Below are 19,270 nucleotides of genomic sequence, written 5' to 3'. Positions count from 1 at the left end.
CTTACTCCGCAGCTATCGCACTGGCGCGACCCGATTTCTGGGCCTTGATGCGGTCTTCGATCTCATCCCGGAAGTTGCGGATCAGGCCCTGGATCGGCCAGGCCGCCGCGTCGCCAAGGGCGCAGATCGTGTGCCCTTCGACCTGTTTGGTCACGTCAAACAGCATGTCGATCTCTTCCAATTCGGCCTCGCCCCGCACCAGACGGTCCATCACCCGCATCATCCAGCCGGTGCCTTCGCGGCAGGGCGTACACTGACCACAGCTTTCGTGCTTGTAGAATTTCGACAGCCGCCAGATCGCCTTTACGATGTCGGTGGATTTGTCCATCACGATCACCGCAGCAGTACCCAGGCCCGAACCCAACTCACCCCGCAAATAGTCGAAATCCATGATCGCATCGCGCATGTTCTCACCACGCACGCATGGCACGGACGAGCCGCCGGGGATCACCGCCAGCAGATTGTCCCAACCGCCGCGAATGCCGCCGCAATGGGTTTCGATCAGTTCTTCGAAGGAAATCGACATCGCCTCTTCGACGACGCAGGGGTTGTTCACATGGCCCGAGATCGCAAACAGCTTGGTGCCCGCGTTGTTCTGGCGGCCAAAACCCGCGAACCAGTCGGCACCCCGGCGCAGAATGGTCGGCACAACAGCAATCGATTCCACGTTGTTCACCGTCGTCGGGCAGCCATAAAGCCCCGCCCCCGCCGGGAACGGAGGTTTCATACGAGGCATGCCCTTCTTGCCCTCAAGGCTTTCGATTAGGGCGGTCTCTTCACCGCAGATATAGGCCCCTGCCCCGTGATGCAGGAACAAATCGAAATCCCAACCCGAGCCTGCCGCGTTCTTGCCCAGCAGACCGGCGTCATAGGCTTCGTCAATCGCGGCCTGCAACGCCTCACGCTCGCGAATGTATTCGCCGCGCAAATAGATATAGCAGGTATGCGCGTTCATCGCGAATGAGGCGATCAGGCAGCCTTCGATCAGCGTGTGCGGGTCATGGCGCATGATCTCGCGATCCTTGCAGGTACCGGGTTCGGATTCATCTGCGTTCACCACCAGATAGGACGGGCGGCCATCGCTTTCCTTGGGCATGAAAGACCATTTTAGGCCGGTTGGAAAGCCCGCGCCACCGCGACCGCGCAACCCTGAATCCTTCATCGTCTGAATAATCCAGTCGCGGCCTTTCTCGATCAGGCCAGCGGTGCCGTCCCAATGCCCACGCGCCTGCGCGCCGCGCAGCGTACGCTCGTGCATCCCGTAGATGTTGGTAAAGATCCGGTCCTGATCCTTCAGCATCGCGTGTTACCCTTGGCTATCCTGACGCATGCGCCAGAGTTGAAAAATGTTGACGCCCGCATAGATAAACCCGGCCAGCGCGGCGAGGTCGAACAGCAGCGCATGGCGCGCGGTCAGTTCCATGGCAGGGCCGATGAACAGGTTCATGGCAAGCCAGAACGCCATCGTCACCGCGATGACGATGCCGATGTGACGGCCCTTGCGGGCTATGGCCAGTTCCTTGTCTTTGTCCATCTCACCTCGATGCCCCGAATGGGCACCCGTCATTTAGTCTTCGTCTGTCTGCTCATCATACGTGCCTTCTTCTTTGGCACGTTTGGCGAATTCGGTTTCATCACCCACTGCAAGCTTAGCGGCCTGTTCGATCCAGCCGTCTCGCTCGATCCGGCCCTTGAACTTCAGCCGGGCATCGACCCAGGCCACATGCTCGGGCGTCCACGAGGCGATCTGATCATAGTGGAAAAAGCCCAGATCGTTCAGTTTCTCTTCCAGTTTCGGCCCTACGCCCTTCAGCAGTTTGAGGTCGTCAGGCAAGCCCCCGCGCGCCTCGGGCAGTGTTCTGGGCTGATCTTCCTTTGCCTCTTTGGGCGCCGGCTTGGCCTTGGCTTCTTCCGCCTGTTTCGCCGCAGGTTTCGCCGGTTCAGGCGCTTTGGGCGGTTTCGCCGCAGCCGAGGCTCCGGCCTGTTTGCCATCCTTGTCCAGCCACGGCGTCAGGATCGGAACCTCCGTCCCGTCGATGCGCTTGACGGTATCGCCCAGACCGGTCGCCAAAGCGACCGAGGCATTCTGCGCAGGTTTCCCGGCGTCATGTTCGGTCAGGCTGGTCAGCCCGCTCTGCGGTTCCGCCGCATAGCGCCCGTTCTGGGGGCCCGGCGTCGGCACTTTGCCAGCGGCCAGACGGTCGATGATCTTGCCAAAGCTTTCAGTCGTCAGGTCTTCGTAATAGTCCTTACCGATCTGCGCCATCGGTGCGTTCGCGCAGGACCCGAGGCATTCGACCTCTTCCCAGCTCAGCTTGCCATCGGCGGATAGTTCATGCGGCTTGGCGGCAATCTTTTCCTTGCAGACCGCGATCAGATCCTCAGCCCCGCAGATCATGCACGACGTCGTGCCACACACCTGAATATGCGCCACTGACCCAACCGGTTGCAGTTGGAACATGAAGTAGAACGAGGCGACCTCGAGCACGCGGATATAGGCCATCCCCAGCATCTCAGAGACGGATTCAATCGCCGGACGGCTCAGCCACCCTTCCTGCTCTTGCGCGCGCCACAGCAGAGGGATCACCGCGCTGGCCTGACGCCCCTCGGGGTATTTGGTGATCTGCGCTTCGGCCCATTGCTGGTTGGCAGCAGTAAAGGCGAAGCTTTCGGGTTGTTCGGGGTGAAGACGTCTAAGCATTGGTCCGGTCCTACTGCATCGCGACGCACGCAACAAATATGTTGGGCACCTTTCGATCAGGCGATTCATCGCGCACTTCTGCGCTCAGTTTCTCACGCCGGACCGCAGCAAACTCCTCTCGATCCGCGCTGAAACAAAAATACATGTCCGAGCCTTTCTTCATCCCGAAGCTGGCCCCGTTCTGACCACTTGTCGCGAAGGGCTCAAAACCCGCATTGGCGAGATCGGACAAGTGAACATAGTTGCTTTCGCCAACCAACGCTTGGGCCAACACCGGCCCGGGAAGCGCAAAAGCTGAAAGAGCGAAGATAAGCGACTTCACCGATCAATCTCCCCAAACACCACATCCATCGTCCCGATAATCGCGGCGACGTCGGCCAGTTGGTGCCCTCCGGCAACGTGGTCCATGGCTTGCAGATGCAAGAACCCCGGCGCGCGCAGTTTGGCGCGGTAGGGTTTGTTGGTGCCATCGGCAACCAGATAGACGCCGAACTCACCCTTGGGGGCCTCAACGGCGGCGTAGACTTCGCCTGCGGGGACGTGGAAGCCTTCGGTATACAGTTTGAAGTGATGGATCAGGCTTTCCATCGAGGTCTTCATGTCCGAGCGTTTCGGCGGGGTGATCTTGCCACGGGCCAGAACATCCCCCGGACATTCGCGGATTTTGGCGATGGCCTGACGGATGATCAGCAGCGACTGGCGCATCTCTTCCATGCGGCAGAGATAACGGTCGTAGCAGTCGCCGTTCTTGCCAACCGGGATCTGGAACTCGAACTCGTCATAGCATTCATAGGGCTGCGCGCGGCGCAGGTCCCATGCCAAACCCGACCCGCGCACCATCACGCCCGAGAAGCCGTATTTCTGGATGTCATCCTCGGTCACCACACCAATATCGGCGTTGCGTTGTTTGAAGATGCGGTTTTCCGTCAGCAGCCCGTCAATGTCGTCCAGAACGGCAGGGAATTCGTGGCTCCACGCCTCGATATCATCCAACAGCTCGGGCGGCAGGTCCTGATGCACACCGCCGGGGCGGAAATAGGCGGCGTGAAGGCGGGCACCGCAGGCACGCTCATAGAACACCATCAGCTTTTCGCGTTCCTCGAAACCCCACAGAGGCGGGGTCAGCGCACCCACGTCCATCGCCTGCGTGGTCACGTTCAGCAGGTGGTTCAGGATACGCCCGATCTCGGAATACAGCACCCGGATCAGCGAGCCGCGGCGCGGCACCTCGACCCCGGTCAGCTTTTCGATGGCCAGACACCAGGCGTGTTCCTGGTTCATCGGCGCCACGTAATCCAGACGGTCGAAATACGGCAGGTTCTGCAGATAGGTCCGGCTTTCCATCAGCTTTTCGGTACCACGGTGCAGCAACCCGATATGCGGATCACAACGTTCGACGATCTCGCCGTCCAGCTCAAGCACAAGACGCAAAACTCCGTGTGCCGCAGGGTGTTGCGGACCGAAGTTAATGTTGAAGTTGCGAATCTTCTGTTCTCCGCTCAGCGCGTCCGTGCTGCCGTCATCGTATCTTGAGCCGTCCATCAACGCCCCCGTTTCTTCTTTTTCGCCTCAGCCCGGACCCGGACCTTTTCCGCCTCGGCGGCCTTGGCGGCGGCCCCGGCCAGAAGAACGCCCAGCGCCCCTAATGCGATCAGTTCCCCCAGCATCATCTCAGCGGCGCTCCAATTCCTGTAGCTTGATCCCGACCCACCAGAGCAGGGCAATCGTGCCAAATGGGACGAGACAGAGCAGACACCAGACTTTGTTGATCCCGAAGAACGGCAGTATCTTGACCATCGGGATGATGGTCAGCGCGGAAAGGATCAACCACCAGATACCACCCATCACTCGGCCTCCTGTTTCTCATCCCCCGGCAAGATGTAATTCGCACCTTCCCACGGGGACATGAAATCAAACTGACGGTATTCCTGCACCAGCGACACGGGTTCATAAACCACACGCTTCTGCGCCTCATCATAGCGCACCTCGGTATAGCCGGTGGTCGGGAAATCCTTGCGCAGTGGATAGCCGCGGAACCCATAGTCGGTCAGGATGCGCCGCAGGTCCGGGTGGCCCGAGAACAGGATGCCGAACATGTCGAACACCTCACGCTCGAACCAGTTGGCCGAGGGGTGTACGTCGACAATCGAGGGCACCATATCTTCTTCACGGATCGAGACCCGCAGGCGAATGCGCTGGTTCTGGTACATCGACAGGAAGTGATAGACCACATCAAATCGCTTGGCCCGTTCGGGGTAATCAACGCCGGTAATGTCCACAAGGGTCGAGAACTGACAGTTGCGGTCACTGCGCAGAAACTCGATGAACTCAACAAGGCTCGACGGAGCGACATCGACGTTCAACTCACCATGGGTGACGTCCCACGACAGCACGCAGTCGGACCGCTTCAGTTCAAGCTGCGCGCCAAGTTCCTTGAGTGCTTCGCTCATCTGCCCTCTCCCTCAGCGTACAATCGTGCCGGTGCGGCGGATTTTGCGTTGCAACTGCATCAGACCGTATAGCAGCGCCTCGGCAGTTGGCGGGCAGCCGGGGACGTAAATGTCCACCGGGACGATACGGTCACAGCCGCGCACAACCGAATAGGAATAGTGGTAATACCCGCCGCCATTCGCACAGGAGCCCATCGAGATCACATAGCGCGGCTCGGGCATCTGGTCGTAAACCTTGCGCAGCGCCGGGGCCATCTTGTTGGTCAGGGTGCCTGCAACGATCATCACGTCCGACTGACGCGGCGACGCGCGCGGCGCGATACCGAACCGTTCAGCGTCATAGCGCGGCATTGAGGTGTGCATCATCTCGACCGCGCAGCAGGCCAGACCAAAGGTCATCCAGTGCAAGGAACCGGTGCGGGCCCAGTTGATAATGTCTTCGGTCGAGGTCAGCAGGAAGCCTTTGTCCTGCAGCTCGGCATTCAGGGCTTGGGTGGCGACTTCTTTGTCGACGCCGGCGGTGTTTGCACCCGTCATCACTCCCATTCCAGGGCCCCTTTCTTCCATTCATAGGCAAAGCCGATGGTCAGCACTGCCAGGAACACCATCATGGACCAGAACCCCACATCGCTGATGTCCTTGAAGCCAACGGCCCAGGGGAACAGAAAGGCGATTTCCAGATCGAAGATGATGAAGAGAATCGAGACCAGATAGAAGCGAACGTCAAATTTCATCCGGGCGTCGTCGAACGCGTTGAAACCACATTCATATGCGCTGACTTTTTCCGGATCGGGATTGCGGACAGCAAGGACGACGGCCGCCAGAATCAGCACGATTCCAAGGCCCACGGCCACGGCCAGAAACACCAGGATCGGGAGATATTCCCGCAACAACTCTTCCACGAGTGGCTCCTTTCTTGCGCGGCCCCGACAAGGCGCGCCGTCAATTGGCGTGTTGACTGGATATTCTGTATCCCTGCGGGATCAGAGGGTCAACCGACCACAAGCGCGCAGGGGGTCATTCAGGGGCTTGACAGGTCTAAGAAAACCCTCGCCACCCCCCTGTTGGTGCGTTTCGAGTTTCAGAGTCAAACTTCGTTGATCCACGCAGGCTTGCGTTTGTCGAAAAACGCGCCGATGCCTTCAAGCGCTTCATCGGTTTCCCAGCGAGCGACAAGCGCGTTGATGGTGTGGTCAATGACCTGCTCGTCGATTTTCGGCCCCAGATCCCTGACAAGCGCCTTGGCCGAGGCGACAGCCCCCGGTGCGCAGGCCAGATAGGGGCGTACTTCAGCCTCAACAGCGTCCGCCAGCTCGTCCGCAGGTACAACCTTGGCCAACAGGCCAAGCGTCACCGCCTCGGTCGCGTCAAACAGGCGCGCAGACATGAAGACTCGCCGAGCCCTTGCCTCGCCCATGCGGGCGATCACGTAAGGGCCGATAGTGGCCGGGATCAGGCCCAGCTTGGTTTCCGTCAGCCCCATTTTCAGCGTCTCAACGCCAAGCGCCACGTCACAGACAGCAGCCAAACCGACCCCGCCCCCAAACGCGTTACCCTGCAACGCACCGATCAGAGGTTTCGGCAACGTGTTGAGCGCCTGCAACATCTCAGCCAGCTTGCGCGCCTCGGCAAATCGCGTTTCAGGATCCGCAGCCATCTGATCCTGCATCCACCCCAAATCCCCGCCAGCGCAGAACGATTTGCCCTCACCGGTCAGAACCACCACCCGAACGGACGCGTCCTGCTCCAAATCAGAAGCCGCCTGAGTCAGTTCCGCAATCATCTGCGCCGACATGGCGTTGTGTTTTTCGGCACGATCCAATTTCAATGTCGCGACGCCGCGCGCATCCGTTGTGACGGTTATGGTGTCGAACATTTCAGCCCCTCATTGCGCGCGCCATCTGCGCCGCTTTTTCCAAAATTCCGGCATCCAACCCGGTTTCGTAGCCCAATCGCTCCAGATGCGCTGCCACGGCCTCGGTCGCGACATTGCCTGCGGCGCCGGGCGCGTAGGGGCACCCGCCAAGGCCGCCAACGGCCGCGTCAAACACCCGCACCCCCAACGAAAGCGAGGCGTCGATATTGTCAATCGCCCGCCCGTTCGTGTCGTGAAAATGCCCGGCTAGACGGGTCACCGGCACGCGCTCGCGCACGGCCATCAGCATCCGCGCGATCTTGTCCGGGGTTCCCTGCCCGATTGTGTCCCCCAATGACACCTCGTAACAACCATGCGAGAACAGAAGATCCGCAACCTCGGCCACTTTTTCCGGCGGGGTCGGTCCGTCATACGGGCAATCGGTCACGCATGAGACATAGCCACGCACTGGCAGGTCAATATGGCGTGCGGCGTCCAGAATCGGCGCGAACCGCTCAATCGACTCGGCAATCGTGGCGTTGATATTGGCCTTCGAAAATCCCTCAGACGCCGAGGCAAAAACCGCAATCTCATCCGCACCGGCGGCCAGAGCATCCTCGTATCCCCGCATGTTCGGCGTCAGTGCGGCATAACGCAGGCCGTCGGCCCGGCGGATACCGGCCAGAACCTCGGCGCTGCCTGCCATTTGCGGCACCCATTTGGGCGACACAAAACTGGCTACCTCGATCCTGTTGAACCCGGCATCGGACAGGCAATCGACCAAGGCGATTTTCTCGGCGACCGGGATGTCGCGCTTTTCGTTCTGCAGCCCGTCCCGTGGCCCCACTTCAAAGATTTCGACGCGCTCAACCATTCCTTCGCCCTCTCTGGCTTCTTCTCGTTTCAAATACGGATGGCCCGACTGTGCCACGCCGCGTGCCCAACGAACAGCTTAAGCGTCCTCCAACCGGACCAGAGCCGCCCCGGCCTCGACCTGCGCACCGTCTTCGGCCAGCACCTCGGCCACCACTCCGTCACGCGCGGCCAGCAAAGAATGCTCCATTTTCATGGCTTCGAGAATGGCAAGGCGATCGCCTTCCTTGACCGATTGGCCTGCCGTCGCAAACACCGCTTTGACAAGACCCGGCATAGGCGCCTCGATAACATTGGTATCGCCCGCCGCGCTGGTGTCGCGGTCCAGAGGGTCAACGATATCAAACACCTGGCCGTAGTCCTCGAATACGGTGATCCGAGACCCTGCGACCGAGACATTGGGCATCCTCGCCCCGTCAATCAGCCAGCGCCCATTGCGCCGGGTCGCCGTGACTGTGCGATCCCCGACCTGCCAGATTTGCGTGTCCGGGCCTTCGACCTGAACATCAAGGTCCACGATGTCGCCATCGCGCCTCAACTGCGTCGCACGATGCAGCGGAGCCCACAAAGTGAACCCCGTAGAATCTGATGCCTCCAGCAACCCAAACGCATGCATAGCTGCTGCAACCAGCGTTTCCGGCTTTGGCTCATCCTCCTGCACCAGCGTATCAATATCGCGCCCGATTAGCCCTGTATCCACATCGCCCGAGGCAAAGCCCGCATGGCGGGTCAATGCGCCCAGAAAGGACAGGTTTGTGACCGTGCCCCCAACCTCGGTCCCGCGTAGGGCACGATGCAGCGTTTCCAGCGCGACAGCGCGGGTCGGGCCATGCACGATCACCTTCGCGATCATCGGATCATACCAAGGGCTGATCGTATCCCCTGTACGCACGCCACTGTCGGCCCTGCAATCCTGCGGGAAATGCAGATGGGTCAGCGTGCCGGTCGCGGGCAGAAAGCCCTTTGGCACATCCTCGGCATAAAGTCGCGCCTCGAACGCATGACCGGTGATCGACAGGTCCGCTTGCCGTTTCGGCAGGCTCTCACCCGCCGCGACGCGCAGCTGCCATTCCACCAGATCAACACCAGTGATCGCCTCGGTCACCGGGTGTTCCACCTGCAGGCGCGTGTTCATCTCCATGAACCAGAACCGGTCCGGTCGCAGCCCGTCCGAGGCATCAACGATGAACTCAACCGTCCCCGCGCCCTTATAGCCGATGGCCTCAGCCGCGCGTACACCGGCCTGCCCCATCGCCTCGCGCATTTCAGCGGTCATGCCGGGGGCCGGAGCTTCTTCGATCACCTTCTGATGCCGCCGCTGCAACGAACAATCGCGTTCGAACAGATGCACCGCATGGGTGCCGTCGCCAAACACCTGCACCTCGATATGGCGCGGTTTGGCGACGAATTTTTCGACCAGCACGGCGTCATTGCCAAAGGCGGTCTTTGCCTCACCCCGCGCGCTGTCGAGCGCGGTTGCGAAATCCTGAGGCCGTTCAACAAGGCGCATCCCCTTGCCACCTCCGCCCGCAACGGCCTTGATCAGAACCGGATAGCCGATGGTGTCGGCAGCCCCCGTCAGATGCTCGGGGTCCTGATTGTCGCCGTGATAGCCCGGCACCACAGGCACGCCCGCCTGCTCCATCAGCACCTTGGCCGCGTCCTTGAGGCCCATCTTGCGGATCGCATCCGCCGACGGGCCGATAAAGATCAGACCCGCCGCCTGAACCGCATCCACGAATTCGGGATTCTCGGACAGAAACCCATAGCCCGGATGAATCGCCTGCGCACCGGTATCGCGCGCTGCCTGAATAATCACGTCGCCCTTCAGATAACTCTCCGCCGGGGCCGCGCCACCGATATGCACAGCCTCATCCGCCATCTGCACATGCTTGGCCGACGCATCCGCATCGGAATACACCGCAACGCAGGAAACACCCATCTTTTGGGCGGTTTCCATCACCCGACAGGCAATCTCGCCCCGGTTGGCAATCAGGATTTTATTGAACATCAGACGCCTCCACCTGTTTCGACAAATGGAAATGTGAACGAAACAATTGCTAGCAAAAGGAAAATCAGCAGCAGGATCACCGGCACGGATTGGGCAAGTAGCTTTCCGCTTTGCCTGAGAACTGGTGCCCCGAAATTCGGAAGGTCGGCCTCCAGGGTTTTGAAGAAGGCACCGTCAAACTGTGCCATCCGAGTTATGATGGCCCATTGCGCGATCATCAACAGCATTCCCAAAAAGGCCGTTAGAAACGCAAAAGTTGAATTACCATCGCTGTACAAAGCGAACCACCCAGCGACCACGGGCACCGCAACAATGGGTGTGGCATATACCGTGCGCCACATTTTGTTGCTGTGTTCCACCCAAAGATAAGCAAGTTTATCTTTTGAAAGTTTCGTCATGGTTATCTTCTCACATCCGGAACACGCCGAAACGTGTTTCCTCAATCGGGGCATTCAGCGCCGCACTCAGCGACAAGGCCAGCACGTCGCGCGATTTGCGCGGGTCGATGATGCCGTCGTCCCATAGCCGGGCCGAGGCATAGAGCGGGTGCGATTGTTCCTCGAACATTTCCAGCGTCGGGCGTTTGAATTCGGCTTCCTCCTCGGCCGACCATGTACCGCCCTGCCGCTCGATCCCGTCGCGTTTGACGGTGGCCAAAACGCCTGCCGCCTGCTCACCGCCCATCACGGAAATCCGCGAGTTCGGCCAGGTCCACAGGAACCGCGGCTGATACGCCCGCCCCGACATGCCGTAATTCCCGGCCCCGAACGAACCGCCGACCAGCATGGTGATCTTGGGCACATTGGTCGTCGCCACGGCGGTCACCATCTTGGCCCCATGCCGCGCGATGCCTTCGTTTTCGTATTTCCGACCGACCATGAACCCGGTGATGTTCTGCAAGAACACCAAAGGCGTTTTGCGCTGCGAACACAGTTCGACAAAATGCGCGCCCTTCTGCGCGGCCTCGGAAAACAGCACGCCGTTATTGGCGATGATCCCGACCGGGCAGCCTTTCACATGCGCAAACCCCGTCACCAGCGTCTCACCAAAACGCGGCTTGAACTCATCGAACCGAGAGCCATCGACCAGCCGCGCAATCACCTCGCGGATGTCATAAGGCGTGCGCAGATCAGCAGGCACGACGCCCAGAATTTCCTCGGGGTCATAAGCCGGTTCCTCGGATGCCTCAAGCTGTAGGCCGGGCTTCAGCCCGGCACCGCCCAACGACCCAACGGCCCGCCGCGCCAAGGCCAGCGCGTGGGCATCATCCTCGGCCAGATAATCCGCGACGCCGGACAGGCGCGTGTGCACATCGCCGCCGCCCAGATCCTCGGCGCTGACAACCTCTCCGGTCGCGGCCTTGACCAGAGGCGGCCCGGCCAGAAAGATCGTGCCCTGATCCCGCACGATGATCGTCACATCCGACATCGCAGGCACATAAGCCCCGCCCGCCGTACAAGACCCCATCACCACGGCGATCTGAGGGATACCCTTCGCGCTCATCCGCGCCTGATTATAGAAGATTCGGCCAAAATGGTCGCGGTCGGGGAAGACCTCATCCTGATTGGGCAGGTTCGCACCACCGCTGTCGACCAGATAGATACAGGGCAGATGGTTTTCCTCGGCAATCTCCTGCGCGCGCAGGTGTTTCTTGACCGACAGCGGGTAATAAGTGCCGCCCTTCACGGTGGCGTCGTTGCAGACCACCATGACCTCGCGCCCCTGCACCCGGCCAATGCCCGCGATCACCCCTGCCGCCGGGGCCGCATCGCCATACATCCCATGCGCCGCCGTCGCGCCGATTTCCAGAAACGGAGACCCCGGATCGAGCAGGTTCGCCACCCTGCGCCGAGGCAACATCTTGCCCCGAGATTCATGCCGCGCGCGGGATTTCTCGCCCCCGCCCATACGGGCCGCTTCGGCAGCGGCAGAGATTTGCGCCAGTGCATCGAGATGCGCTGCGCGGTTTGCCTTGAAGCCCTCAGAGGCGGGCATGGCTTTGGATGTGAGTTTCATACTTCAACGACGCTCCAAGCTCTAGTTAGGTAGCAGGAAATTGCGATAAAGATTGGCATCGTCACTAAAACTAAATACGCAAACTCGATACCAACCAACGCAAGAACGATCACTGCAATCGGGCACAAGAAAAGGAGAGATATGTAGTGGCGCTTCGGCTTCCCATTCGCCAGCGTTGCCCGCAGTTTCGCACCGCAATTGGCACAGCCTGAATACGGTTGAACTGTTTGGACACCCAGCCCAAAATCGAAAGTAGGCCAAAGAGACGCTCTCGATTGTTCTGTTCCGCATTTTGGACAGCACAGGCTATTTGTCGAAATGATCATGCTCAATCTATCTCCCCCGCAGCTAGCGCCTTCAATTCCTTCCGAATAACCTTCCCGGTCACCGTCATCGGCAACTCGTCCAGAAACGCCACTTCGCGCGGGTACGAATAATGCGCCAGACGGTCTTTGACCCACTCCTGCAATTCCACGCCCGACGCCTCAGCCCCCGGTTTCAGCACCACATAGGCCTTCACGATCTCGGTCCGCAGCTTGTCGGGCTTGCCGACCACACCCACCGTCGCCACCGCCGGGTGGGTCAGCAGGCAGTCCTCGATCTCAGCCGGGCCGATGCGGTAGCCGGCAGACGTAATCACATCGTCATCACGACCGACAAAGCGCAGATAGTCGCCCTCCCACACGCCGCGATCGCCGGTGATCAGCCAATCGCCCCGGAACTTCTCAGCCGTCGCGTCGGGTCGGTTCCAGTATTCCAGCAGCATCGAGGCTGAGCCACGCCGGATGGCGACGTCGCCTTCTTCGGTGGTCGGCTTGCCATCATCGTCGATCACCGCCACGTCATGCCCCGGCACAGGCTTGCCGATGCAGCCGGGCTGCACCGGGAAGTCCTCGGCGCAGGAGGACACGACCATGTTGCATTCGGTCTGGCCGTAGAATTCGTTGATCGTCAGGCCAAACGCCTGCTGCCCCCAGGCCAGCATCTCGGCCCCCAGAGGCTCACCCCCCGAGGCGACCGAGCGCAGGACGGGGATCGATTGATCCGCCGCCTTGAGCATCCGCAGCGCCGTGGGCGGGAAAAACACGTTCTTCACGCCCCCACGCGCGATGATATCGGCGCAGGCTTCGGGCGTGAATTTCTCAAGCCGCGCTGCGACCACCGGAATTCCCAAGGCAAGCCCGGGCATCAGCACATCGAACAAACCGCCGATCCAGGCCCAGTCGGCAGGGGTCCACAGGCAGTCACCGTCGCGCAGATGGTTATGGCTGATCGACACGCCCGGCATATGGCCAGTCAGAACCCGATGCCCATGCAGCGCGCCCTTGGGGCTGCCGGTTGTGCCGGATGTGTAGATCAGTACCGCCGGATCATTTGGCGCGGTTTCCGCAAACGGCACCGGCCCGCCCGGCTGACCGATCTCGGACGCGATCAAAGGCTCAGCAAGGTCGCCCAAGAGTTCCGCGCCCTCGGCATCCGTCAGGACGAGCCGCGCGCCTGCATCCCCAACCCGAGACCGCAGCGCATCCTGTTTGAACAGGTTGAACAAAGGCACCGAGATCGCCCCGATCTTCCAGATCGCCAGATGCGCAGCGGCACACCAGGGCGACTGGCTCAGCAAGACGCCCACCCGATCCCCGGCCTGCACTTTGGGCAGCAGTGTCCGGGCCAGCCCGTCCGTCATCTGTCGCAATTGCCCGTAGGTGACGCGCTGTTCAGATGCCCCGGTCAGGTCGATCAGGGCCACCTTCTCAGCAGGATGGTCGAGGCATTGTTTCGCCATGTTCAACCGGTCCGGCAGGTCCCAGCTATCCCCAGGGCGCAAACCCGGTATGCGCGCAGGGTCAATCATAGTGATAACCCCTTGTTTTATTGTCGTTTTCGGCTTCCGCTCCGTTCCACCCCCACACTGAAACTTGATGCAGATCAGAGTGTGACCCGGCCCAGCCTGCCACATCCGAGGCGTCAACAAAACCAAAGGCAAGATTATGACCAAAACGCTCGTCGCTTTGACCCTTTCTACCGCATTGGCCGGACTGGCCGTGCCCGCGTTTGCGCAATCGCAAGGCGACTGGACCCTTGGTGTCGGTGTCGGATACCTGGACCCGAAATCCGACAACGGAACGATCGCAAACTCTGACGCCGAGATCGATGCCGACACCCGACCGATCTTCACCGCCGAGTATTTCATTCGCGACAATCTGGGGATCGAGCTGCTGGCCGCAACGCCGTTCAGCCACGACATCACCCTTGGCGGCAGTGTCGACGCGGGCAGCGTCAAGCACCTGCCCCCCACCCTGTCGCTGAACTATCACTTCCCGACCAACAGCGCCTGGAAACCCTATGTCGGTGCTGGTCTGAACTATACCATCTTCTTTGACGAGCAGTCCGATCTGGGCGAGCTCAAGGTCGATAACTCGTTCGGTGTCTCGCTGCAGGCCGGGTTGGACTATATGGTCACCGAAAAAGGTGCCGTCCGGCTGAACGTGCGCTGGTTCGACATCGACTCGGACGTGACACTGGACGGTGCCGACATTGGTACCGCCGAAATCGATCCATGGCTGGTCGGTGTGTCCTACGTCCATCAGTTCTGATCCCGCAAACGCCTCGCCGGTCCGGAACCGGCGAGGCATTCTGTTCACTGCATCTCGCTCATCAACTCGCGGCCAATCAGCATCCGGCGAATCTCGCTGGTGCCGGCGCCGATCTCCATCAGCTTGGCGTCGCGGAAAATCCGGCTGACCGGCGCGTCCGACAGGAACCCCGCCCCGCCCATCGCCTGAACCGCCTGATGCGCCTGGGTCATCGCCGCTTCGGACGCATACAAGCAGCACGCAGCCGCATCCTGACGGGTCACATCCCCACGATCACAGGCCTTGGCCACCTCGTAGACATAGGCACGGGCCGAGTTCATCGCCGTATACATATCGGCGATCTTGCCCTGCATCAGTTGGAAGCTGCCAATCGGTTTGCCGAACTGCTTGCGCTCGGACAAATAGGGCATGATTTCATCCAGACAGGCCGCCATGATGCCGGTTCCGATCCCGGCCAACACGACACGTTCATAGTCGAGACCCGACATCAGAACCGCAACGCCGTTGCCTTCTTCGCCCAGAACGTTTTCGAACGGCACCTCGACATCTTCAAAGATCAGTTCCGCCGTGTTCGACCCGCGCATCCCCAGCTTGTCGAAATGGGGCGAGGTCGAGAAACCCTTCATCTCTTTTTCGATCAGAAACGCGGTGATGCCCTTGGATCCGGCATCCGGGTCGGTCTTGGCATAAACGACCAGAGTGTCCGCATCCGGCCCGTTGGTGATCCAGTATTTGTTGCCGTTCAGACGGTAATGGTCGTTGCGCTTTTCCGCCCGTAGCTTCATCGAAACCACATCCGACCCGGCCGAGGGTTCGGACATCGCCAACGCCCCCACATGCTGGCCCGAGATCAGGCGCGGCAGGTATTTCCGCTTTTGTTCTTCATTGCCGTTCAGCTTGATCTGATTGACGCACAGGTTTGAATGCGCGCCATAGGACAGCGAAACCGAGGCTGATGCCCGCGCCACTTCTTCCACAGCAATCGTATGGGCCAGATAGGACATTCCGGCACCGCCATATTCCTCGGGCACAGTGACGCCCAGCAGGCCAAGCTCACCCATTTCAGCCCATAGCTCGTTGGGAAATTCGTTGGACGCGTCAATATCAGCGGCCATCGGCTTGACCCGTTCCTGCGCCCAGCGATGCACCATTTCACGCAGCGCGTTCACGTCTTCGCCAAGATCGAATTTCATAGTCGCCATGAACATTGGCGGGCTCCTCCCGAGAATTAATGAACAAGTGTTCAATAACTGGATAGCAGCGAATCTGCAACCGGTCAATCACCGTAAGGATATCGGCCCCAAAACGCACAAACGCCGCCCATGCGGGGCGGCGTTTTGCAAACATCAAGCGTGCGCCGCAGGCGCACTCCGCTGGATCACGATTGGTAGACGGCCCCGACCTCGGCCCGGATGATGCGCGCGATCAACTGACAATCCTCCAACGAAAAGGTCAGTGGAACCCGCATGTCCATCACACCCGCCAGCACGCGGTCCGATTTTGGCATCCGCTCGCTGTCCACATAGCGCCAACTGTCATAGCGCGAGGTAAAACCGGTTGGCTCGGCCCCGCCAAACCACTTCAACTCGACCCCGCGCGCGGCGCAGCGGCTGATCACCTCTGCGATACGTTCGGGCAACCAGTCCAACAGAAGAAACTGAATCGACGAGCCCACATAGGTCTCGGCCTTCGGGCGCTCGACCACGGTCAGCCCCGGCGTGCCACGCAGACCGGCCTCGACGGCGCGGTATCGTTCGTTCCAACGCTCAACCTGCCGGTCCAGATCCCGCAACTGCGGGCGCAGGATGGCCGCGCGCAGATTGTCCATGCGACCCGAGACATTGGGGGTGGTGTACTTGATCCGCTCGAACACCTCAGGCCCCGGTGCGGCCAGATGGCGTTCATACAGCATATAGGACCCCGACAGCATGGTGGCCTTGGCCGCCAGTTCTTCATCATCGGTGATCAGCAAACCGCCCTCACCTGAATTGACGTGCTTGTAGGTCTGGCACGAATAACACCCAACCGCGCCCTGACGACCCGACAATTGACCGCGCCAGGCTGCCCCCATCGTATGGGCGCAATCCTCGATCACGGTTACACCGGCCGCGTCGCACATCCGCATCAGCCGGTCCATGTCGCACAGATGACCGCGCATATGGCTCAGCATCAAAACGCGTGCCTGATCCAGCTTGGCCTCAAGATCGTCCAGATCGATGGTCAGGTCTTCCGTAACCCCAACGAAAACGGGTTTGGCCCCAACCGAGGCAATCGATCCCGGCACCGGAGCCAGCGTGAACGCGTTTGTCAGCACCGGATCGCCGGGCTGCACTCCTACGGCACGCAACGCGGTGGCCAGCGCATAGCCACCGGACGACACGGCGAGGCAGTATTTAGCCCCCATCTGAGCGGCAAATTCCTGTTCCAGCAACGCGGTCTCGCCCAATTCACCGGGCGCGACATTGTAACGATGCAAGCGCCCATGGCGCAGGACGGCCATCGCCGCGTCGATTGCCTCATCGGGGATTGGCTCTTGCTGGGTGAAACTACCGGTGAATGTCTCTGTCATGGCTCAGTTCTGGGGTCGCATCCGGTTCGGGTCAAGAGATCATGCAGCCGCACCGATCAGATCAGCCACCATTTCTGGCAGGTCATCGAAATGATGCAGCAGCGCTTCAGGCTGCAACGCTGCCATGTCGTCTCCTGAGGGGCCGAATGTTACCAGCACCGAGGGGACTCCGGCGGCCCGTGCGGTATTGCGGTCGGTATCCGAATCTCCGATCAGAACGCACAGATCGGGATGCCCGCCAGCGCGCCGCGCGGCTTCGCGTAAGGGTTCAGGGTCTGGTTTGCGCACCGACAAGGTATCCGCACCAACTAATGAGGCAAACTGATCCCGCACGCCCATCTGGCTCAGCAATTGATCTGCCAGCCGTTCCGGTTTGTTGGTGCAGATCCCAACGCCATAACCTGCGGTTTTCAACGCCTCGACCGCATCCAGTGCTCCGGGATAGAACTGGGTATGGGTGTCGATGTCTTTGGCATAGGCCTCAAGCAGCACGGGATAGTAGGCGTCTACTGTGCCCTCATCAAAGGCCCCGACCCGTTTCAGACCGTGGGTCAACATCATCCGACCGCCACGCACGGCGATACCCGCATCCTGCCCGTGAACCAGCACATCCCCATGCCCCATCTTGCGAAAACAGTGGTTCGCGGCGGCCAGCAAATCGCCCGACGTATCCGCCAAAGTCCCGTCCAGATCGAAGATGACCGTGCGCATCGCGCCTCCTTGCTCGGCAGGTTTCCGCCATGTCGTGTTGCAAACGGCAATCTAGTTTGATGGCCGAACGGCTTGCGCCTTTGCCCTCAGCGGATAAAACGGACGGCAACAAAACACAAAGAGAAAACGATTTCATGACCACTGCCCTTGTCATCCTTGCCGCCGGGAAAGGCACCAGGATGAATTCGGACATCCCCAAAGTCCTGCACCCAATCGCTCAGGTTCCGATGCTGATCCACGCCATGCGCGCCGGATCGGTCTTGTCGCCCGAGCGCACCGTGATCGTCACAGGCCACGGGGCCGAGGCCGTCGCCAAGGTGGCGCAGGCCGAGGACGAGACCGCCCAGATCGCGGTGCAGGAGGAACAACTGGGCACCGCCCATGCGGTTGCGCAAGCGCGTGAGGCGCTGCAGGGGTTCGAGGGTGACGTCGTGGTCCAGTATGGGGACACACCGTTTTTGCAGCCCGACACGCTGGAGCGGATGATCGAAGCGCGGGCCAAGAACGATTTGGTGATCCTCGGGTTCGAAGCGGCCGATCCGGCGCGTTATGGCCGTTTGGTCGTGAACGGCGACACGTTGGAGCGGATTGTCGAATTCAAGGACGCATCGGATGAAGAACGCGCAATAAACTTCTGCAACTCGGGCCTTTTGGCATGCGATGCGCTGACGCTTATGTCGTTGATCGATGCGGTAGGCAATGAAAATGCCTCGGGTGAGTACTATCTGACGGATGTGGTCGAAATCGCCCGCAGCCGCGACCTGAGCGTGACGGCGGTTGCCTGTGATGAGGCACAGACGCTGGGCGTGAACTCCCGCGCCGACCTTGCCGCTGCAGATGCCGTGTTTCAGGCACAGGCGCGCGCCGAACTGCTGGATTTGGGCGTGACCCTGATGGCTCCGGAAACGGTCTACCTTGCTGCCGATACGGTGATCGGGCGGGATACGGTGATCGAACCCAACGTGGTTTTTGGCCCTGGCGTTACCGTGGAAAGCGGCGCGACGATCCGGGCGTTTTCGCATCTGGAAGGCTGCCATGTCAGCCGGGGTGCCATTGTCGGCCCCTATGCCCGCCTGCGCCCCGGCGCGGAACTGGCCGAAAACGCGCGGATCGGCAATTTTGTCGAGATCAAAAACGCCGAGATCGCCGAGGGCGCGAAGGTCAATCACCTCAGCTATATCGGTGATGCCTCGGTGGGGGCGGCAACAAATATCGGGGCGGGTACGATCACCTGCAACTATGACGGCGTGATGAAGCACAAGACCACGATTGGTGAAAACGTGTTCATCGGTTCGAACACGATGCTGGTGGCCCCTGTGACCCTTGGTGATGGCGCAATGACGGCAACAGGTACGGTCGTGACCAAGGATGTCGAGGCGGATGCGCTGGCCGTGGCCCGCGCCCGACAGGACAACAAACCCGGCTATGCGCGCAAATTGTTTGATATGTTAAAGGCGAAAAAGGCTCGCCGCGATAAAGAGGCCTGATTT

General features: G+C 60.4%; 21 protein-coding genes. 2 read left to right on the top strand and 19 right to left on the bottom strand.

Annotation, left to right across the window (positions count from 1 at the left end; translation table 11 throughout):
• Position 1 precedes the first annotated feature (1 nt).
• From nuoF to ACR0KX_RS04355, 16 genes are all read right to left on the bottom strand, one after another.
• Positions 2-1,300, bottom strand: a complete 1,299-nt coding sequence (nuoF, locus tag ACR0KX_RS04430) for an NADH-quinone oxidoreductase subunit NuoF (protein WP_170451936.1) — start codon at positions 1,298-1,300, stop codon at positions 2-4.
• 6 nt (positions 1,301-1,306) lie between these two features.
• A complete protein-coding gene (locus ACR0KX_RS04425; protein ID WP_170451938.1) occupies positions 1,307-1,534 on the bottom strand; it encodes a DUF5337 domain-containing protein in 228 nt (75 codons plus the stop codon).
• Positions 1,535-1,567: 33 nt separating this feature from the next.
• Positions 1,568-2,701 (bottom strand): NADH-quinone oxidoreductase subunit NuoE, encoded by a 1,134-nt coding sequence (nuoE, locus tag ACR0KX_RS04420; protein WP_170451940.1) that lies wholly within the window; start codon positions 2,699-2,701, stop codon positions 1,568-1,570.
• 10 nt (positions 2,702-2,711) lie between these two features.
• Positions 2,712-3,023, bottom strand: coding sequence for a hypothetical protein (locus ACR0KX_RS04415; RefSeq protein ID WP_170621368.1), 312 nt, complete (start codon positions 3,021-3,023; stop codon positions 2,712-2,714).
• On the bottom strand, positions 3,020-4,243 hold the full coding sequence (locus tag ACR0KX_RS04410) for an NADH-quinone oxidoreductase subunit D (RefSeq protein WP_170621366.1): 1,224 nt from the start codon (positions 4,241-4,243) through the stop codon (positions 3,020-3,022). Before ACR0KX_RS04410 ends, ACR0KX_RS04415 begins: the two co-directional genes overlap by 4 nt.
• Positions 4,243-4,371, bottom strand: coding sequence for a hypothetical protein (locus tag ACR0KX_RS04405; RefSeq protein ID WP_480582129.1), 129 nt, complete (start codon positions 4,369-4,371; stop codon positions 4,243-4,245). The genes ACR0KX_RS04410 and ACR0KX_RS04405 overlap by 1 nt, the downstream gene beginning before the upstream one ends.
• Position 4,372: 1 nt before the next feature.
• A complete protein-coding gene (locus tag ACR0KX_RS04400) occupies positions 4,373-4,546 on the bottom strand; it encodes a hypothetical protein (RefSeq protein ID WP_170451944.1) in 174 nt (57 codons plus the stop codon).
• The gene (locus ACR0KX_RS04395) at positions 4,546-5,151 is read right to left on the bottom strand and encodes an NADH-quinone oxidoreductase subunit C (RefSeq protein WP_170451946.1); all 606 of its coding nucleotides are present in this window, start codon (positions 5,149-5,151) and stop codon (positions 4,546-4,548) included. The genes ACR0KX_RS04400 and ACR0KX_RS04395 overlap by 1 nt, the downstream gene beginning before the upstream one ends.
• Before the next feature lie 12 nt (positions 5,152-5,163).
• A complete protein-coding gene (locus ACR0KX_RS04390; RefSeq protein ID WP_037307875.1) occupies positions 5,164-5,697 on the bottom strand; it encodes a NuoB/complex I 20 kDa subunit family protein in 534 nt (177 codons plus the stop codon).
• Positions 5,688-6,053 (bottom strand): NADH-quinone oxidoreductase subunit A, encoded by a 366-nt coding sequence (locus ACR0KX_RS04385; RefSeq protein ID WP_170451948.1) that lies wholly within the window; start codon positions 6,051-6,053, stop codon positions 5,688-5,690. Before ACR0KX_RS04385 ends, ACR0KX_RS04390 begins: the two co-directional genes overlap by 10 nt.
• Positions 6,054-6,238: 185 nt before the next feature.
• Positions 6,239-7,027, bottom strand: coding sequence for a crotonase/enoyl-CoA hydratase family protein (locus ACR0KX_RS04380; protein ID WP_170451949.1), 789 nt, complete (start codon positions 7,025-7,027; stop codon positions 6,239-6,241).
• A 1-nt stretch (position 7,028) separates the two neighbouring features.
• Positions 7,029-7,880 (bottom strand): hydroxymethylglutaryl-CoA lyase, encoded by an 852-nt coding sequence (locus ACR0KX_RS04375; protein WP_170621365.1) that lies wholly within the window; start codon positions 7,878-7,880, stop codon positions 7,029-7,031.
• Positions 7,881-7,958: 78 nt separating this feature from the next.
• Positions 7,959-9,890: an acetyl-CoA carboxylase biotin carboxylase subunit gene (locus ACR0KX_RS04370; RefSeq protein WP_170621364.1), complete on the bottom strand. Its 1,932-nt coding sequence runs from the start codon at positions 9,888-9,890 to the stop codon at positions 7,959-7,961.
• Positions 9,890-10,288, bottom strand: a complete 399-nt coding sequence (locus tag ACR0KX_RS04365) for a hypothetical protein (protein ID WP_170451955.1) — start codon at positions 10,286-10,288, stop codon at positions 9,890-9,892. The genes ACR0KX_RS04370 and ACR0KX_RS04365 overlap by 1 nt, the downstream gene beginning before the upstream one ends.
• A 10-nt stretch (positions 10,289-10,298) precedes the next feature.
• Entirely contained in the window at positions 10,299-11,906 is a 1,608-nt protein-coding gene (locus ACR0KX_RS04360) for a carboxyl transferase domain-containing protein (protein ID WP_170621363.1), read from the bottom strand.
• A gap of 328 nt (positions 11,907-12,234) precedes the next feature.
• On the bottom strand, positions 12,235-13,758 hold the full coding sequence (locus tag ACR0KX_RS04355) for an AMP-binding protein (protein WP_170621362.1): 1,524 nt from the start codon (positions 13,756-13,758) through the stop codon (positions 12,235-12,237).
• Positions 13,759-13,894: 136 nt separating this feature from the next.
• Between ACR0KX_RS04355 and ACR0KX_RS04350 the strand changes: the two genes are divergently transcribed.
• A complete protein-coding gene (locus ACR0KX_RS04350; RefSeq protein WP_170451961.1) occupies positions 13,895-14,500 on the top strand; it encodes an OmpW family outer membrane protein in 606 nt (201 codons plus the stop codon).
• A gap of 44 nt (positions 14,501-14,544) precedes the next feature.
• Here the strand turns inward: ACR0KX_RS04350 and ACR0KX_RS04345 are convergent, their stop codons facing one another.
• From ACR0KX_RS04345 to ACR0KX_RS04335, 3 genes are all read right to left on the bottom strand, one after another.
• Positions 14,545-15,708: an isovaleryl-CoA dehydrogenase gene (locus tag ACR0KX_RS04345; protein WP_170451963.1), complete on the bottom strand. Its 1,164-nt coding sequence runs from the start codon at positions 15,706-15,708 to the stop codon at positions 14,545-14,547.
• Between the two features lie 170 nt (positions 15,709-15,878).
• Positions 15,879-17,069 (bottom strand): aminotransferase class I/II-fold pyridoxal phosphate-dependent enzyme, encoded by a 1,191-nt coding sequence (locus tag ACR0KX_RS04340; protein WP_170621361.1) that lies wholly within the window; start codon positions 17,067-17,069, stop codon positions 15,879-15,881.
• A 39-nt stretch (positions 17,070-17,108) separates the two neighbouring features.
• Complete coding sequence (locus ACR0KX_RS04335) at positions 17,109-17,780, bottom strand: HAD-IA family hydrolase (protein ID WP_170621360.1); 672 nt, start codon at positions 17,778-17,780, stop codon at positions 17,109-17,111.
• A gap of 134 nt (positions 17,781-17,914) precedes the next feature.
• Between ACR0KX_RS04335 and glmU the strand changes: the two genes are divergently transcribed.
• Positions 17,915-19,267 carry a bifunctional UDP-N-acetylglucosamine diphosphorylase/glucosamine-1-phosphate N-acetyltransferase GlmU gene (gene glmU / locus ACR0KX_RS04330; RefSeq protein ID WP_170621358.1) on the top strand — a complete coding sequence of 451 codons (1,353 nt, stop codon included), beginning with the start codon at positions 17,915-17,917 and terminating at the stop codon, positions 19,265-19,267.
• Positions 19,268-19,270 lie beyond the last annotated feature (3 nt).

The organism is Ruegeria sp. BG5 (assembly GCF_056538425.1).
This window is presented reverse-complemented; position numbering and strand designations above follow the sequence as displayed.

Coding starts and splice junctions, on each gene's coding strand:
- nuoF (WP_170451936.1), bottom strand. CDS start 1,300: ATGCTGAAGGATCAGGACCGGATCTTTACCAACATCTACGGGATGCAC.
- ACR0KX_RS04425 (WP_170451938.1), bottom strand. CDS start 1,534: ATGGACAAAGACAAGGAACTGGCCATAGCCCGCAAGGGCCGTCACATC.
- nuoE (WP_170451940.1), bottom strand. CDS start 2,701: ATGCTTAGACGTCTTCACCCCGAACAACCCGAAAGCTTCGCCTTTACT.
- ACR0KX_RS04410 (WP_170621366.1), bottom strand. CDS start 4,243: ATGGACGGCTCAAGATACGATGACGGCAGCACGGACGCGCTGAGCGGA.
- ACR0KX_RS04405 (WP_480582129.1), bottom strand. CDS start 4,371: ATGATGCTGGGGGAACTGATCGCATTAGGGGCGCTGGGCGTTCTTCTG.
- ACR0KX_RS04400 (WP_170451944.1), bottom strand. CDS start 4,546: ATGGGTGGTATCTGGTGGTTGATCCTTTCCGCGCTGACCATCATCCCG.
- ACR0KX_RS04395 (WP_170451946.1), bottom strand. CDS start 5,151: ATGAGCGAAGCACTCAAGGAACTTGGCGCGCAGCTTGAACTGAAGCGG.
- ACR0KX_RS04390 (WP_037307875.1), bottom strand. CDS start 5,697: ATGGGAGTGATGACGGGTGCAAACACCGCCGGCGTCGACAAAGAAGTC.
- ACR0KX_RS04380 (WP_170451949.1), bottom strand. CDS start 7,027: ATGTTCGACACCATAACCGTCACAACGGATGCGCGCGGCGTCGCGACA.
- ACR0KX_RS04375 (WP_170621365.1), bottom strand. CDS start 7,880: ATGGTTGAGCGCGTCGAAATCTTTGAAGTGGGGCCACGGGACGGGCTG.
- ACR0KX_RS04370 (WP_170621364.1), bottom strand. CDS start 9,890: ATGTTCAATAAAATCCTGATTGCCAACCGGGGCGAGATTGCCTGTCGG.
- ACR0KX_RS04365 (WP_170451955.1), bottom strand. CDS start 10,288: ATGACGAAACTTTCAAAAGATAAACTTGCTTATCTTTGGGTGGAACAC.
- ACR0KX_RS04360 (WP_170621363.1), bottom strand. CDS start 11,906: ATGAAACTCACATCCAAAGCCATGCCCGCCTCTGAGGGCTTCAAGGCA.
- ACR0KX_RS04355 (WP_170621362.1), bottom strand. CDS start 13,758: ATGATTGACCCTGCGCGCATACCGGGTTTGCGCCCTGGGGATAGCTGG.
- ACR0KX_RS04350 (WP_170451961.1), top strand. CDS start 13,895: ATGACCAAAACGCTCGTCGCTTTGACCCTTTCTACCGCATTGGCCGGA.
- ACR0KX_RS04345 (WP_170451963.1), bottom strand. CDS start 15,708: ATGTTCATGGCGACTATGAAATTCGATCTTGGCGAAGACGTGAACGCG.
- ACR0KX_RS04340 (WP_170621361.1), bottom strand. CDS start 17,069: ATGACAGAGACATTCACCGGTAGTTTCACCCAGCAAGAGCCAATCCCC.
- ACR0KX_RS04335 (WP_170621360.1), bottom strand. CDS start 17,780: ATGCGCACGGTCATCTTCGATCTGGACGGGACTTTGGCGGATACGTCG.
- glmU (WP_170621358.1), top strand. CDS start 17,915: ATGACCACTGCCCTTGTCATCCTTGCCGCCGGGAAAGGCACCAGGATG.